Source organism: Weissella sp. ESL1177, assembly GCF_058107185.1.
On record NZ_CM176591.1, the window covers coordinates 1,321,907 to 1,337,084 of the forward strand.

Annotated in this window: 14 protein-coding genes and 1 tRNA gene; 1 reads left to right on the forward strand and 14 read right to left on the reverse strand. The window is 39.2% G+C overall.

Annotated features, from left to right (window positions below):
- Positions 1 to 13: 13 nt before the first annotated feature.
- The 13 genes from radA to AC3B5D_RS06470 all read right to left on the reverse strand — a co-directional run bounded on the left by radA (position 14) and on the right by AC3B5D_RS06470 (position 13,096).
- Entirely contained in the window at positions 14 to 1,387 is a 1,374-nt protein-coding gene (gene radA / locus AC3B5D_RS06410; RefSeq protein ID WP_489840847.1) for a DNA repair protein RadA, read from the reverse strand.
- 13 nt (positions 1,388 to 1,400) lie between these two features.
- Complete coding sequence (locus tag AC3B5D_RS06415; protein ID WP_489840846.1) at positions 1,401 to 1,943, reverse strand: dCTP deaminase/dUTPase family protein; 543 nt, start codon at positions 1,941 to 1,943, stop codon at positions 1,401 to 1,403.
- A 98-nt stretch (positions 1,944 to 2,041) separates the two neighbouring features.
- A complete protein-coding gene (locus AC3B5D_RS06420) occupies positions 2,042 to 2,320 on the reverse strand; it encodes a GNAT family N-acetyltransferase (protein WP_489840845.1) in 279 nt (92 codons plus the stop codon).
- Positions 2,321 to 2,374: 54 nt separating this feature from the next.
- Entirely contained in the window at positions 2,375 to 2,917 is a 543-nt protein-coding gene (locus tag AC3B5D_RS06425) for an NlpC/P60 family protein (RefSeq protein ID WP_489840844.1), read from the reverse strand.
- A 65-nt stretch (positions 2,918 to 2,982) separates the two neighbouring features.
- Complete coding sequence (locus AC3B5D_RS06430; protein WP_489840843.1) at positions 2,983 to 4,344, reverse strand: LysM peptidoglycan-binding domain-containing protein; 1,362 nt, start codon at positions 4,342 to 4,344, stop codon at positions 2,983 to 2,985.
- A 312-nt stretch (positions 4,345 to 4,656) separates the two neighbouring features.
- Positions 4,657 to 6,720: an ATP-dependent Clp protease ATP-binding subunit gene (locus tag AC3B5D_RS06435; protein WP_489840842.1), complete on the reverse strand. Its 2,064-nt coding sequence runs from the start codon at positions 6,718 to 6,720 to the stop codon at positions 4,657 to 4,659.
- Between the two features lie 211 nt (positions 6,721 to 6,931).
- Positions 6,932 to 7,939 (reverse strand): zinc-binding alcohol dehydrogenase family protein, encoded by a 1,008-nt coding sequence (locus tag AC3B5D_RS06440; RefSeq protein WP_489840841.1) that lies wholly within the window; start codon positions 7,937 to 7,939, stop codon positions 6,932 to 6,934.
- A gap of 124 nt (positions 7,940 to 8,063) precedes the next feature.
- Positions 8,064 to 8,780, reverse strand: coding sequence for an acetolactate decarboxylase (gene budA, locus AC3B5D_RS06445; RefSeq protein WP_489840840.1), 717 nt, complete (start codon positions 8,778 to 8,780; stop codon positions 8,064 to 8,066).
- A gap of 62 nt (positions 8,781 to 8,842) precedes the next feature.
- The gene (alsS, locus tag AC3B5D_RS06450; protein WP_489840839.1) at positions 8,843 to 10,528 is read right to left on the reverse strand and encodes an acetolactate synthase AlsS; all 1,686 of its coding nucleotides are present in this window, start codon (positions 10,526 to 10,528) and stop codon (positions 8,843 to 8,845) included.
- A 160-nt stretch (positions 10,529 to 10,688) separates the two neighbouring features.
- The gene (locus AC3B5D_RS06455; RefSeq protein WP_489840838.1) at positions 10,689 to 11,627 is read right to left on the reverse strand and encodes an L-lactate dehydrogenase; all 939 of its coding nucleotides are present in this window, start codon (positions 11,625 to 11,627) and stop codon (positions 10,689 to 10,691) included.
- Positions 11,628 to 11,913: 286 nt separating this feature from the next.
- A tRNA-Gln gene (locus AC3B5D_RS06460) sits at positions 11,914 to 11,985 on the reverse strand.
- Between the two features lie 115 nt (positions 11,986 to 12,100).
- Positions 12,101 to 12,529 carry a MarR family winged helix-turn-helix transcriptional regulator gene (locus tag AC3B5D_RS06465; protein WP_489840837.1) on the reverse strand — a complete coding sequence of 143 codons (429 nt, stop codon included), beginning with the start codon at positions 12,527 to 12,529 and terminating at the stop codon, positions 12,101 to 12,103.
- A gap of 129 nt (positions 12,530 to 12,658) precedes the next feature.
- On the reverse strand, positions 12,659 to 13,096 hold the full coding sequence (locus tag AC3B5D_RS06470) for a universal stress protein (RefSeq protein ID WP_489840836.1): 438 nt from the start codon (positions 13,094 to 13,096) through the stop codon (positions 12,659 to 12,661).
- A 369-nt stretch (positions 13,097 to 13,465) separates the two neighbouring features.
- Between AC3B5D_RS06470 and rpmF the strand changes: the two genes are divergently transcribed.
- Positions 13,466 to 13,639, forward strand: coding sequence for a 50S ribosomal protein L32 (gene rpmF, locus AC3B5D_RS06475; RefSeq protein ID WP_002827844.1), 174 nt, complete (start codon positions 13,466 to 13,468; stop codon positions 13,637 to 13,639).
- Positions 13,640 to 13,977: 338 nt separating this feature from the next.
- On the opposite strand, the gene AC3B5D_RS06480 is transcribed toward rpmF, so the two are convergent.
- Positions 13,978 to 15,126, reverse strand: a complete 1,149-nt coding sequence (locus AC3B5D_RS06480; RefSeq protein WP_489840835.1) for a PTS sugar transporter subunit IIC — start codon at positions 15,124 to 15,126, stop codon at positions 13,978 to 13,980.
- Positions 15,127 to 15,178: the final 52 nt, after the last annotated feature.

Here is a 15,178-nt window from a genome sequence, read left to right on the forward strand (position 1 = left end):
TCTCCTTTCTGCATTATCCCAATGCAATTTGTAATGCTTCTGATAACGTTTTTGTCCCAATGATTTGAATGTCACTAATCCCGTTCAATTGATCAGTCACGTGTTTTGGTACAAAAATACGTTTAAAACCAAGTTTCTTGGCTTCAGTGACACGTTCAACAATATTTGGCACCCGCCGGATTTCCCCTGTTAAACCAATTTCACCAACAAACGCATCCGTTGGTTGTGTTTCAACATCGTTATAACTTGAAGCAATCGCCATTGCGACAGCTAAATCAATAGCTGGTTCGTCTAGTTTAACACCACCAGCAGCTCGAACATACGCATCTTGATTTTGTAACAAAAGATTTGCCCTTTTTTCTAAAACAGCCATCAATAACGATACACGGTTGCGATCAATACCTGCTGCTGTGCGTTGTGCATTACCGAATACAGTTGGCGTAACCAAAGCTTGTACTTCTACCAGAATTGGTCGAGTACCTTCCATTGCGACAACGACAGCAGACCCACTAGCATTTGCCAAACGCTCTTCCAAAAACAAATCTGATGGGTTTGCAACTTCCATTAACCCACCGTTTTGCATATCAAACACACCTAATTCATTTGTTGAACCAAACCTATTTTTAACAGCACGCAGCAATCGGAAACTTCGTTGATTATCACCTTCAAAATAAAGCACCGTATCAACCATATGTTCTAATATTTTTGGTCCTGCAATCGCACCTTCTTTTGTCACATGACCGACAATGAAAATTGTAATATTATTCGTTTTAGCAATTTGTAGTAATTCGGCCGTTGTTTCACGAATTTGGGACACAGAGCCAACTGACGAGCTAATATCAGGTTCTTGCATTGTTTGAATAGAATCAATCACAACAAAGTCAGGTTTGGTTTCATCAATTGCTTGTCTAATCTGTTTCATATCTGTTTCTGGAAAAAGTAAAAAATCAGAATCGCCACGGACACCCAAACGTTCCGCACGTAATTTAATTTGTGACGCACTTTCTTCACCAGCAACATATAATATTTTTTGACCAGTATTGGCAAGTTGACCGGATACTTGTAGCAATAATGTCGACTTACCTATTCCTGGATCACCACCAATCAAAACCATTGACCCTGGTACAATACCACCACCAAGGACGCGATTAAACTCTGCGTTCGCTGTCTTAATACGAGGTGTTTCTTCAATATTAACATCATCCAATCGTTCGACTTTAGCAACTTGACCTGCTAAATTAACCCGCGACTTTCGGTCAACCTTTTCTGGTTGCATGACTTCTTCAACAAATGTTCCCCATGCACCACAGTTTGCACAGCGCCCCATATATCGTTGTGAGACAAAACCACAATTTGAACAAACGAATTGCGTTTTTGTTTTTGCCATATTTCCCCCTTTTTTATTTTACACCTGAGCTACCAAAACCGCCTTGACGCGTCTTTTTGGTTTGTAATTGATCATTATCAGTGGTTAAAAACGGCATGAAGATTCCTTGACCAATTCGTTCACCTTTTTTAATCGTGACATCACGCACACTCCAGTTAATCATCTGAATAAAAATTTCACCTTCATTTTTAGGATTATCAACATAATCCGCATCAATGATACCAACACCATTTGGCAAAATTAACCCGCGCTTTAAAGGATTTGAAGAACGATTAGCAATCATTAAATATTCATTCTCACCCATGTAAGCTTTTATACCAGTAGGCACTAACAGTGGTTTAATCGTACGAGATGCTTGTTCATAACTTTCTGATGTTAGAGTTTCATTATGCCTTATCTGCCATAAAATTTTCAAAAATGGTAATCGCCAAATAGAAGGCAATGTAAAATCCTCCGCTGCTTGAAAATCATAACCAGCAGCTTGTTCTGTCGCGCGCACTGGCAAATTTAAATTAGCGTTTGCGTATTTCTTAACAACAGCAAATCCTCGTTTCATAACTATTCCTTTCAAATAAATTATCAAAGATAAGTATAACTTAATTTCATGAAAAATAAAAAAGCACACGTCAAATTCACGCATGCTTTCAAACAAACTTAACCTTTATAGGCGATTTTCTGATATTCTGGATGTCTAAAAAAGGCTTGCCGTGCGTAAGTACATACTGGTTTTAGTTGCACTTGTGCTTTCTCTGCTTGTGCAACGACTTCTGCTAGTAACTGTGCTGCAATTCCTTGACCACGCAACTCCGGATCAACATAGGTATGATCAATCGACCAAACTTTGCCACCAAGAATTGCTGGAAATAATATTTCTGCATCTACAATACCGTTTGTTTCGTGAAACAAACGACCAGGTTCATACATAAATTCCATATCAAACCTCCTGGTATCATTATAACCGAATCTCAAATATCCATGGGTTATAAACTATCGAAGTGCCCCGACAAAATCTGGTAACCATTTATTCGAAATTGATTTGATACTAACTTTTTCGGAAAAAGAATCAACCGTAACAAATTTACCACCACCAATATAGATACCTGCAGTTGTTGGTAATACACGACTACCCCAAGCTAATAAATCTCCGGGCATCGCTTCAGAAACCGTAAATTGTGTCACTGCTTGCATTTGTTCGCTCACCTCATGCGGAAAGCCAACACCTTCGATGCGATTATACATATATTGAATTAATCCACCAGTATCAAAACCAGTATCAATATTTTGCCCTTCTTTCTGATAAGGTACATCAAGTACATCATTTAATACCGTTAATAACGGTTCGCATATGCTTTCCATAATCATTTTCATCATTGTTCTCTGAATGCGAGCACCCGTTGTTTTACGAGCAAAATTTGAAGCAGTAATCGTCACAGGTTTTTCAGCAATTGGCGGTTCAAACATAATTTCAGCGTCCGCTTCATCATAATCATTCACGTGAACAACACGTCCAGGTTCTATTCTAAATGGCATTATCATTACCTCTACTTGAATGTATAAAAAAAGACTCGCGGACGAGTCTTTTTAATAATAGCTTTTTATTGGTGAATAAACTGAACACCAGCAGTAGAAATTGTACGTTCGTTATATAGCTTACCTGCATAGTTAGCTTCAGAAATAGTAATCGTACCGTCTGAGTTAACAGAGTCAACGACCGCTACGTGTCCATAACTACTTGCACCACCAACACCAGGTGCAAAGTACGCAACAGAACCAACTGATGCAGTTGAATTTACAGTATGACCTGCAGCAGTTGCTGATGCTGGCCATGATGAGGCATTACCCCAGTAATTACCTACCCAACTCAAATCACCCTTAACATACCAAGTGCATTGTCCATATGGGTATGTGTTTCCAGTCGTGTTTGATGAAACATGATTAGTCGTTGTTGATGTTGTCGTCGTAGCAGATGTAGATGTTGTTGTAGCGGCAGCAGAAGCTGTAGATGTCGTTGACACGTTTTGTGGTCGTGCTGCGGCTGAACTTGCTGCGGCAGCCGATGCGTTTGCTGCTGACGTTGCAGCGGCTTGTGCTGCAGCTGAGCTAGCAGCAGCTTGACTAGCAGCTAATGAGGCATTTGCTGCTGACGTTGCGGCGGCTTGTGCTGCAGCTGAACTTGCAGCTGCTTGGCTAGCAGCTAATGAGGCATTTGCTGCTGACGTTGCAGCTGATTGCGCTGCGGCTGAACTTGCTGCGGCGGCTGACGCATTCGCTGCTGATGCATTTGCTGTTGACGTTGCAGCGGCTTGAACAGCAGCTGAACTTGCGGCAGCTTGGCTAGCAGCTAATGAAGCGTTTGCTGCTGATGTTGCAGCTGATTGTGCTGCGGCTGAACTTGCGGCAGCAGCCGACGCATTCGCTGCTGATACATTTGCTGTTGATGTTGTAGCAACTGATTGTGGTGCGGCTGAACTAGCAGCTTGCGATGCAGGTGCTGCACTAGTAGCAACTTGATGTGCAGAAGCTGAAAGATTAATTGTATCACCAACATAGATAATTGATGAAGCTGAAAGATCATCATTTACTGACAACAATTCAGACAAAGTCATACCATTAGCGTTAGCAATTGCCCACAATGAATCACCAGCTTTAACTGTGTAAGTAGCCCCACTAGCAACATGCTTCGTTGCAGCTGAAGAAGCAACTGATTGTGCTGCAGACTTTGGTGCAGCTGATCCAGGTATTTCAACCTTTTGACCAACAAGAATCAAATTTGCATTTGCAATTTTGTTTGCTGATACTAAATCATCAACAGTAACGTGGTGTGCAGCTGCTAATGCATAAAGTGTATCCCCAGATTTAACAGTGATAGAATCAGCTGAAGCGACAACTGAACTACCTGCCAAGGCAGCCGCTGCTCCGGCAGTTGCTAATAGCGTATTTTTTACAGATGCGTGCATATTAAGTACCCCTTAAAACTAAAAATTTGTTGTCCTATATTATGTTAAGAAATAGCCCACGAGAACTTTTCTTAAGGTTTTCTTTATCTTTACTACAAGCACTATTGTACTTTATAGACTTTTCATAAAAATGCATTTAATGTTTCATTTATGTTACACAACACAAAATCCTTAATTTTTTCTTTATTTTGTTCGTTTTTAATGCATTTAAAAAAATCAGAGCATCATTATTGTACAAAAAAAGACGGTAGTCCTAACTACCGCCTATAAATCATTTATACTTTATTAAATAATTTAGCAACTTTATTCAACTTATTTTTCATCTTTTTCAATAGTGATTTTATCATCAACTAACTTTGCAATTAATTGTTTTGCTTCAGGATTATCTAGATAAAAGTCAGCAATTTGATCTTCTAATTGTTCTTGGATAACACGACGTAATGGACGAGCACCCATTTCAGGATTATATCCCAATTCGACAATCTTTTGCTTGACATCGTCAGTAATCGTAATGTGCAAATCCTTTTCTGCAATTGCAGCATTCATATCATTGATCATCAAATCAACAATCTTCAATAAGTTTTCTTTTGAAAGTGCATTGAATTCAACAATGCCGTCAAAACGATTCAAGAACTCTGGCTTGAAATATGGTGCGAGGCGTTCTAGTAGCTGTGAACCACTTTGGCTGTTTTCTGGGTCAAAACCAACCTTTGCTTCTTTAACACCGGTACCCGCATTTGATGTCATGATAATAATAGTATCTTTAAATGACACCACATGACCTTGTGCATCAGTTAATCGACCATCATCTAAAATTTGTAAGAACATGTTCATCACATCAGGATGTGCCTTTTCAACCTCATCAAGTAAGATCAATGAATAAGGACGACGACGAACCGCTTCAGTTAGTTGACCAGCTTCTTCATAACCAACATACCCAGCTGGTGCTCCAATCAACTTTGAAACAGAATGTTTCTCCATGTACTCAGACATATCGAATCGAATCATACTATCAGTTGTACCAAATAGTTCCTTTGCCAACTGCTTAGCCGTCTCAGTCTTTCCAACACCTGTTGGTCCAACAAATAAGAAACTACCAATTGGACGACCAGTTTTATTAAAGCCAACACGATTACGACGAATGGCACGCGCAATCTTTTCAGTGGCTTCTTCTTGCCCAATAACATGAGCTGATAAATTATCACCTAAGTTTCGTAATTGTGTCTGTTCCGTTTCTGCTAATTCACCAACAGGAATACCAGTCTTTTCCTCAACAATTTTTTGAATATCTTCCACTGTTACTGTTTGTGCAGCTTCATTTTGTGGTGCTTGTTGCTTAACAGCTTCTAACTGTAATTCCAAATTATTGACTTGATCACGTAACTTACTTGCCTTCTCATAATCTTCACGTTCAATAGCTGATTGTTTTTGAGCTTCAGTTGAATGAATCTTATTTTCTAGTTCTTTTGGATCAGCGATTTTAACTGATAAGTTTTTCTTAGAACCCGCTTCATCAATTAAATCAATTGCCTTATCTGGCAAGAAACGCTCTGAAATGTAACGATTTGATAAGTTAACAGCTGCTTCTAGTGCCTCATCTGAATACTTTACCTTGTGGTAGTCTTCATAGCGCGAACGAATACCTTTCAAAATCTGCAGTGCCTCATCTGTTGATGGCTCATTGACTTGAACTGTTTGGAAACGACGAGCAATCGCTGCATCCTTTTCAATTTTACGATATTCATTTAATGTCGTTGCTCCAATCAACTGGAACTCACCACGAGCTAAGGCAGGCTTTAAGATATTACCAGCATCCATTGAACCTTCACCTGCTGTTCCTGCCCCCATAATTTCGTGAATTTCATCAATAAATAGGATGACGTCTTCACGTTTAGATACTTCATCCATCAATTGTTGCATACGCTCTTCGAATTGACCACGCACACCTGTTCCTTGAACAAGTGAGACAACGTCTAAACGAATCACCTCTTTACCTTGCAGCTTACCAGGTACCTTTGCGTTAACAATGGCCTGTGCTAAACCTTCTACAACCGCTGTCTTTCCAACGCCAGCTTCACCAATTAGTACTGGATTATTCTTTGTTCGACGGTTAAGCACCTCAATAACACGAGCAATTTCATCATCTCGACCAATTACTGGATCGAACTTACCCTTACGTGCCATTTCAGTCAAATTAATACCGTATTGATCAAGTAAACTATCACCTTGACCATTATTATTGCCCCCATTACCTTGTCCCATTTGTGGGCGGGGCCTTTGCTGGGTACGTTGTGCTTGTTGTGCCCTTGTTGCTTCATTATTCATCATACGAAAAATATCATCAAAATTTGAAAAACCAAATGGATCTTGTGCCATATTACCAGCCTCCTTACAATCTCTTTTATATTCATTATTCCCAATAGATACAATAGTTGCCGTTTGTTTGACCTTTATTGACCTTGCTTACATTATCTATATTAGCACTCTCATACGTAGAGTGCAAGTCAAAAACGCGATTTTTTTATAAAAAAAAGAATGAATTTTTGTTCATAAAAAGTCCATTCTTTTGAATATATTTACTTATATTTTAATATTCAATAACTAACTTACCAATCATATTTCCAATAGCAACTTCTCTCTGTGCTGCTAAAATCGTTTTTGCAGATAACCCCGTCATTGTTTTGGTTAACGTTGATTGTACAACACCCTCATCAACTAACTTAGCTAACAAAGTCAATGCGGCTCCCTGCGTCGCAACATTTTTATCAGCATTTGTTTTTGCAAACATAAATTCCCAATCAAGTGATGCTGCTTGATTCTTAATCAAACCAACAGGCAGTGGTGTCATTGATTGCACAATCGCACCAATATGGCCAAATACATCAACCAACTTAGCAGCTGATTCAAAATGTTGATCAAGTGAATGTAGTACGGCAATATAGGGTATTGTTGTAAACCCTAATTTTTTTACCGCCGTCACATAATCATCACGATGATTGACCACAAAATCTGCCCCCAACTTTTTAACCCAATCAATCGTATCTTGACGTGAAGCGGTCGCAATAACTGTCATTCCCAGCCACTTGCCTAATTGGATCATCATTGAACCAACACCACCAGCACCATTGATCACTAATAGAGTCTCACCTTTAGCACCATCGGCAACCATTTCTATCTGAAATTTATCAGCAAGCATTTCATATGCTGTTAAAAATGTTAACGGCATTGCAGCAGCTTCTACATTCGATAACCTACTTGGTGCTTCGCTAATCAACGCTTCTCTAACAACTTCATATTCAGCATTAGAACCAGTCCGACCTAATTCACCGGCAAAAAACACACGATCACCAATCGCGAATTTTGTCACATCATCCCCCATTGCGACAATCTCGCCAACCGCATCAAATCCCAATACACGTTCTTGACCTGCTGCTGCAGCTAATTCCCATTGTTTCGTATCTACTGGGTTCATGCCTGCTGCTGCAACTCTAACCAACACATCATGATTCGACATGTTTGGTCGTTCAATTTTCTTATCTATCAATGGTTTGTTCGCGTCCGTTGTTGTTACAACCGCCTTCATCATTTCTGTCATGATTCACTCCCTTATAATAAGTCATGTTTCCCATTATTTCTCTACTTATATGATACTATCTCTACTATAAAAAAAATAGTAATGGCAACGCTATTCGCTGTTGTCATTACTATCGTATAAATACTTAATCTTGTGAACCTTCTGCTGCTGCAACGCCTTCTTTCAGACCAGCCATTTCAACATGATGCTCACGGAAATCTTTATCTTGAATAGGTAAGTGGAGTGCATAATCATTAAAAATCGTTAAATCACCTTCAAGCTCATTCGCATCAAATCCTAGTACGTGACCACCAAAGGTACGATCATCACTCAAAAAATGAACATGCCAACCAGCTGCAACAGTACCTTGATACAATTCAGGTGAATAGTAACCAACTAATGTTCCCGTCACATCGCGTTTTTCAAACTCGCGTTGTGTTTTTGTAATTTCAGATAACGATGGAAATGGTCGTTCTGACTTAGGTGCCGACCGAACTTTCATATAATCAAAACTACCTCGCAAAACTACACCTGAGAATGTATTCTCTAATTCACGATCACGAACAAGCGAAACCATCTCTTTCATATTACCAGCACTGAAGGTCACTTTTTCTGATGGATCACTAGTATGATGAACAGTCGCAAATGGTACCGTCTTGTTCATATCTGTCACGTGATGAATCGTTCCTTCACCGTCCATATAATAAACCTCACCATCGACCATAATCATCTCACCATCAAGACCATCGAAAGTACCAATACCTGCATCCCCATGCTCTTTTAATTCAGCTAAAGTGGCCGTACCACCTAACACTTTCCCCATCAAAGCTTCTAATGTACTATGTTGATAAACTGTTGCCATGATTTTCCTCCTAATATGGTATTTTAACAAAAAACGCCCAGTGAACTGGACGCTTTTTTATATTATTCTGCATCAATTAATTGTGACATTAATTCATAATTATGTGAGTAGTCTACTGGAATCTCAACAACAACTGGTCCTTCGGTTGCAAAAGCTTCATCCATAACCGCATCCAATTGGTCAGGTGTTTCAACACGCAATCCCTTGGCACCAGCTGACTCAGCAAACTTCACAATGTCAATATTTGAGAACTTGACACCTGCTGACTCACCATTGTACTTAACTTCCTCTTGGAACTTAACCATATCATAGTGATAATTATCTTGCCAAACAATGTGCACCGTGTTCAAGTGTAGTTGAACAGCAGTTGCCAATTCCATACCTGAAAAGAAGAAACCACCATCACCAGATACTGAGACAGACTTTGCATTTGGTCGAACCATTGCTGCAGCCATAGCCCAAGGTAATCCGACACCTAACGTTTGCATACCATTTGAAATCAAGAAATGACGTGGCACATATGACTTAAAATGACGACCAAGCCACAAATAATGTGAACCAATATCTGATGATAAGGTCATTTCATCAGTCATGTGTGCTTGTAATGACTTAATAATGTTCAATGGGTGGTTTAGATTTGCTTGTGCTGGTGTATACGTTGGTTCTTCTGCCGCATGTAAAGCAGCCTTAAATTCAGTCAACTTGTTCTGAGAAGCAACTGGTAATTCATAACCTGCAATTTGTTCTTGCAATGCTTTCAAAGTATCAGCTAGTGTCCCAACTAATTGACGTTCAGGCGTAAAGTTATTGTCAATTTGAACAGCTTGTGTATCAATTGCCGCAATACGCAAATCAGCATTCTTGTTCCAATTACGTGGTTCATATTCAATTGCGTCATAACCAACTGTAATAACCAAATCAGATTGGGCTAATAATTGGTCACCAACTTGGTTACGGAAGAAACCAATGCGACCAAAGAAAGTCTTTTCTTCTAATTCACGAGAAATAACACCTGCACCTTGATATGTTTCAACAACTGGTAATGTTGTTTGTTCAAGTAATGCATGCAAGGCTGCCGTTGTCGCATCATCTGAACCACGTGCACCGACTAACAAGACTGGTAGCTCCGCAGCTTTAACTTGCTCTGCTAGCCAAGCAATATCTTCGGCAGCTGCAGCACCATAACGTGCTGGCTTAACTGCTGGCAATGCCGTTGCATTTACTTCAGCTTCATCAACGTCTTGTGGTAACGAAACAAATGCGGCACCTGGCTTTGGACCATTTGCAGCAGCGAAAGCATTTGAAATAATTTCCGAAATGTTATTTGGATCTTGAATTTCTACTGAATAGTTTGTAATTGGTGCAAACAAAGTTGCTGATGGTGTACTTTGATGTGTCAAACGGTATAAATCTTTACGTTGTACTTGACCACCAATTGCCAAAACCGGATCATTTTCAGCAGTCGCCGTCATCAAACCAGAAGCTAAATTACCAACCCCAGGTCCTGAAGTAACTGCAACGACACCAGTTTTACCAGTGATACGTGAAAATGCTTGTGCCATAAAAACAGCATTTTGTTCGTGCCGTGTCACGATTAATTTTGGCGCTTTCTTACCTTCACTAGGATGATCTAATTTTTCAAACAAACGATCAATTTTAGCGCCAGGAATACCAAACACTAAGTCAACGCCATGGTTATTTAAACTGTCGACAACTAAGTCGGCACCAGTCTTCTTCTCTTCAGACATGTACTCTACCTCTTTAATATATTGCCAATAAGCATCAATGCCTATATTGTAGCGCGTTCTGGCAATATTTAGTAGTAAAAAACTACCATTATTTTAGACATAACGGTAGTTCATTTTTTCACAATACGTATAATAATCGAATATAAAGCGTTTTCATTTATTATAAACTTTTATTCAAAATTTCTATCAACATTTTAGCAGATTTTTGCATTTTTGCTTGTTCATCATCTGATAATTGCACTTCAATCACTTGCTCGATACCATTTGCACCAATTACAGCTGGTGTCCCAATATACAAATCATTTAATCCGTATTGTCCATCCAACGGTGCACCCACTGGTAAAATGATTCGTTCATCACGGAAAATTGCTCGCGTGATACGTGCTAAGGATGCGCCGATGCCATAGAAGGTTGCACCTTTTCGCGCAATGATGTCATAAGCCTTATGTGCTGTATCAAATAAGATTTGTTCTAAATCTTCAGCTGTCATTCCTGCTTCAGTTGCCCATACCTTCAATGGACGACCACCAATGGTCGCTTCATCAAAGTTGGCAAATTCTGAATCGCCATGTTCACCCAGAATATATGCTGACACTGCTTCAGGAGCAACTTTAAATCGTCGTCCCAATGCCACTCGTAATCTCGCTGTATCTAGCGACGTCCCTGAGCCAAAGACACGTTCTTTTGAAAACCCCGACATTTTTTGTACAGCAGTCGTTAAAATATCAACTGGATTAGCAGCAACTAAGAAGATACCGTTAAACCCACTGGCAATAATTTCTGACACAATGACTTTCATAATTTTTAAATTCTTATCAACTAAATCCAGTCGTGTTTCACCTGGCTTCTGTGGCGCACCAGCCGTAATAACAACTAAGTCTGCATCATGAGCATCTGCATATGTCCCTGACCAGACCTGCTTATTAAATGTCCAAGCAGTTGTATCTTCCAGATCCATAGCATCTCCTGTCGTTCGATTCTGGTCAATATCAACAATTACTAATTCCTCAGCAATACCTTGTTGCATCAATGCAAAAGCATATGATGAACCAACAGCGCCATCGCCAACCAAAACAACCTTTTGATGGTGTTGTGTCATAATTCATTCCTCCAAAAAATAGACAATAATGGAAACCATTATTAAAGTGTCATAACCAAAGACACCGTCGCAACAACACACAACAAAAAGGGCGGTCGTCGTACAAACGGTCGTCTCTATCTGGCTATTTATAATCTTCTCAAACTTGCTCCACTATCATAACGACTAACTTTGTTTTTTGCAACTCTAAATGTCACCAATCTTTTTAACGATTTTGACAAATAATGATAAACAAAAAGCGTTAACCATTCTTAACGAATAACTAACGCTTCCCGCATCTGTAAAACTGGGCATACTGGATTCGAACCAGTGCATGATGGCACCAGAAACCATTGCCTTACCACTTGGCTAATGCCCAAAAACAACTATTAAATCATACAACATACTAACCACAAATTCAAGCCTAATCAAACAAAAAAGATATTCACGATATACAATTCAAACCAAAAAGTTAGCTTGTCAATTTACTTTTCCTATATATTGGTTGGTATATTTTCACCAAATCGTTCCATGAAAGTTAATATTTTTTTGGCCCTTTCATCACCTACTTCTAAAATCCAATTTTCAAAACGCATTTCAATTTGTTTACTCAAAGCTTGTTCAACTGTGTAACCATGTATCGTTAAATGTAATAACATGCGACGACGATCGGTAATATCTGCTTCTTGCCAAATATATTTTTTCCGTAGAAGCATACGAATCTGCCTTGATATAGCAGCACGCGTCACTTGACGACGTGCAACAATATCAGTCAAAGTTAGCCCATCATGTTGCGCCACACTACGCATAATTAAATATTGCTCAAAAGACAGATCATAAACCGCCGCCGGTTCCGCAACCGTATCATTTAAATATTTTAACGTTGCTAAGTAAGCATTAATATATTGTGCCACAAGTGTCATCTTTTTTCTCCAAAATCATTTTGTTTGTCACAGAAATAATTTTAACGAACGATTTTCACCGTGTCAGACTAATTTTTTTGAAAAAAAAGATTAGCCCGCGAATGGCTAATCTCTAAGAATCGTTTCTTATTAACGAACAATCATGACTGTGACAGGTGCGTTGTTTGCAACGTAACTTGACTGTGATCCAAAATATTTTTCTGTTCCTTGTTGTGAATGTGAACCAATCACGACCATATCTGGCTGTACAGCAGGAATAACATCTTTAACGATGACCTCACCGGGCTTCCCTTCTGCAATACGCGTATCGACATCTGTGACACCATTTTCTAAAGCCATTTCACGATATCGCTTTAATGCACGTTGAACATCATCTTCTGCAGCTGTTGTACTCTCTTTTGAAAAGAAATCAAAAACATTTAACTGTCCCTTTTCAAAAATTGAAATAATGGTTAATTTCGCATTATCTTCACGTGCCTGGTGAATGCCATTAACTAAAGCCATTTGGCCTAAATTTGAATCATCAACAGCGACAAGAATGTGTTTGAATTGTTTACCAATTGCCATCTATACTCTCCTATCATACTATTACTGGTTATACTAACTAGTAAGCAAAATAACCTACCGTTGCCCCTTTTGCCAATAACCCCCAAATATTCTAAGCTATCAAAACAATCAATTTGTAAGTATTAAATGACTATAATACTTTATTAGCAAATAAATAACTAACAAACATGTTAATTTGGGTATATCTCATTATCTAGCTACCCCAATAAAATGTAAAGTTACAAACGCTTTTACTTTTCTAATTCACACTCACATCAAGGGGTAGCACTTGACAAACGCTGTAAAATAATGTAATTTAGAACAGTTGAAAAAAATAGATTATTAAGCACTGCCTTCTTTCTACACGGCGGTGTAAGGGAGGATATAACTATGGCAGTTCCTGCACGTAAAGTTTCAAAGCACGCAAAGCGCACTCGTCGCGGCGGTCAAGGCGGATTAAAGACGCCAGCCATTCACATGAACGAAAATGGTGTTTACGTACGTAACCACCACGTTGCTGCAGATGGCACTTACAATGGTAAGCAAGTTGTTTCACCTAAGTAAGCTCATTTATTAATCTATTTAGCTATAGATAAAAATAAACGATTATTAAAACAGCGGATGATTAAAATCATCCGCTGTTTTTTTAGTTAGCGACAAGTTACAAGTTATAAGCCCCTAAACAATTGCTTGTCGGTCAGGAATTTTGAGCATTCTTCATTAAGGTATTTCCCTATTCATACAAAAAGGGGCTGAGACATAAGTCGTTATGATCAGCTGAAAAAGGCGCTAATCTATCAATTTTGATTGGTAGATTAGCGCCTTTAAACGTGTTCCAAAAGACTGAAGCCTTACTGTAACAATCGGCTTCAAACCGTCTTTTGTCACACGCTCTTTTAATATTAAATATCTTGTTCAAAGTCTGTTGGCTTATAAAGCTTAAGAATCTTTGTAAATAGCCAATCAACTAAGAATCCGGCAATAATTGGAACAACTGCCCAAATGATAACAGCTGGCATCACACCAATTGTATTCGTTTGGAAAGCCTTATCGGCAGCATCACGAACAACTGACTGAATAGGTGAAACAAAGCCAATCCAACCAAATCCAGCTGATGTCGGTGTTCCTTGTACGTTCATGAAGCTAATTGGAATAGCTGAGATTCCAGCAGCAACCATAAATGAAATCAACGTTACCGGCTTCTTAAAGACTGAAGGCATCATACCCTTCATCGCACCCAAGAAGATAGCGATTGAAGTTCCAACTTTGTTAACCTTGATTGAATTAACCAATAATACGACAGTTGTTGCAACAATACCAACACCTGCAGCGGCAGATCCTAATCCTGATAATGAGATTGCTAAAGCAATACCAACTGTCGAAACTGGCGTCACAATGATAACCGCAAAGGCCATGGCAATGATAATCGTCATTGGCAATGGTTGCAGATCAGTTGCCAATTGTACCATCTTACCAATCCAAGTTGTTACTTCACCAACGTAAGGTGCAATTTCCTTACCAATCAAACCAACACCACCACCGACAACGATAGGGCTTAAGATAATTGCTAATGAACCAAAGCCCCATAAGTATTTAGCAATTAGCCAAATAACAAGGACCCCAATCGCTGCAACAATCATGGCGTTGATAACATCTCCAGCACCAGCTGCCATGTATATGGTACTAGGTGCAACTGTTTTTACACCAGTTACTGGATTCGCAAATCCAGCTGGCACTGAAGCCCACTTAATTGAACCACAGGCAACACCAACCGCAATTGCCATAACCCCAACATCCAAAGCCTTCATGTTAAATTGCATGGCTATTGCTAAACCAATTAACAAAGGAATAAATGATGAGAACAGTGTCAAGATAGCACTCAAATCAACTGCCCAACCCATTCCACTTTGCACGAATGGGCGAATAACATATTTTAAAACAGCTGATGGTAGAACACCAATCAAGATACCTTGAGCAGACCCAGACAACACTTTAAAGAAAAAATCTTTAAACTTTAGTTCATAAGAACCGTCAAAAACTGCGCTAGCCATAATATTAAATTACCTTTCTAATTTAATGTGATGTAATCACATACCTACTCCG

Bases quoted from the DNA above. Each gene is read 5' to 3' on its own strand.
- radA (WP_489840847.1), bottom strand. From the start codon at position 1,387: ATGGCAAAAACAAAAACGCAATTCGTTTGTTCAAATTGTGGTTTTGTC.
- AC3B5D_RS06470 (WP_489840836.1), bottom strand. From the start codon at position 13,096: ATGGCAATTGGTAAACAATTCAAACACATTCTTGTCGCTGTTGATGAT.
- rpmF (WP_002827844.1), top strand. From the start codon at position 13,466: ATGGCAGTTCCTGCACGTAAAGTTTCAAAGCACGCAAAGCGCACTCGT.
- AC3B5D_RS06465 (WP_489840837.1), bottom strand. From the start codon at position 12,529: ATGACACTTGTGGCACAATATATTAATGCTTACTTAGCAACGTTAAAA.
- alsS (WP_489840839.1), bottom strand. From the start codon at position 10,528: ATGTCTGAAGAGAAGAAGACTGGTGCCGACTTAGTTGTCGACAGTTTA.
- AC3B5D_RS06415 (WP_489840846.1), bottom strand. From the start codon at position 1,943: ATGAAACGAGGATTTGCTGTTGTTAAGAAATACGCAAACGCTAATTTA.
- AC3B5D_RS06440 (WP_489840841.1), bottom strand. From the start codon at position 7,939: ATGACAGAAATGATGAAGGCGGTTGTAACAACAACGGACGCGAACAAA.
- budA (WP_489840840.1), bottom strand. From the start codon at position 8,780: ATGGCAACAGTTTATCAACATAGTACATTAGAAGCTTTGATGGGGAAA.
- AC3B5D_RS06435 (WP_489840842.1), bottom strand. From the start codon at position 6,720: ATGGCACAAGATCCATTTGGTTTTTCAAATTTTGATGATATTTTTCGT.
- AC3B5D_RS06420 (WP_489840845.1), bottom strand. From the start codon at position 2,320: ATGGAATTTATGTATGAACCTGGTCGTTTGTTTCACGAAACAAACGGT.
- AC3B5D_RS06455 (WP_489840838.1), bottom strand. From the start codon at position 11,627: ATGACACAACACCATCAAAAGGTTGTTTTGGTTGGCGATGGCGCTGTT.
- AC3B5D_RS06480 (WP_489840835.1), bottom strand. From the start codon at position 15,126: ATGGCTAGCGCAGTTTTTGACGGTTCTTATGAACTAAAGTTTAAAGAT.
- AC3B5D_RS06425 (WP_489840844.1), bottom strand. From the start codon at position 2,917: ATGCCATTTAGAATAGAACCTGGACGTGTTGTTCACGTGAATGATTAT.
- AC3B5D_RS06430 (WP_489840843.1), bottom strand. From the start codon at position 4,344: ATGCACGCATCTGTAAAAAATACGCTATTAGCAACTGCCGGAGCAGCG.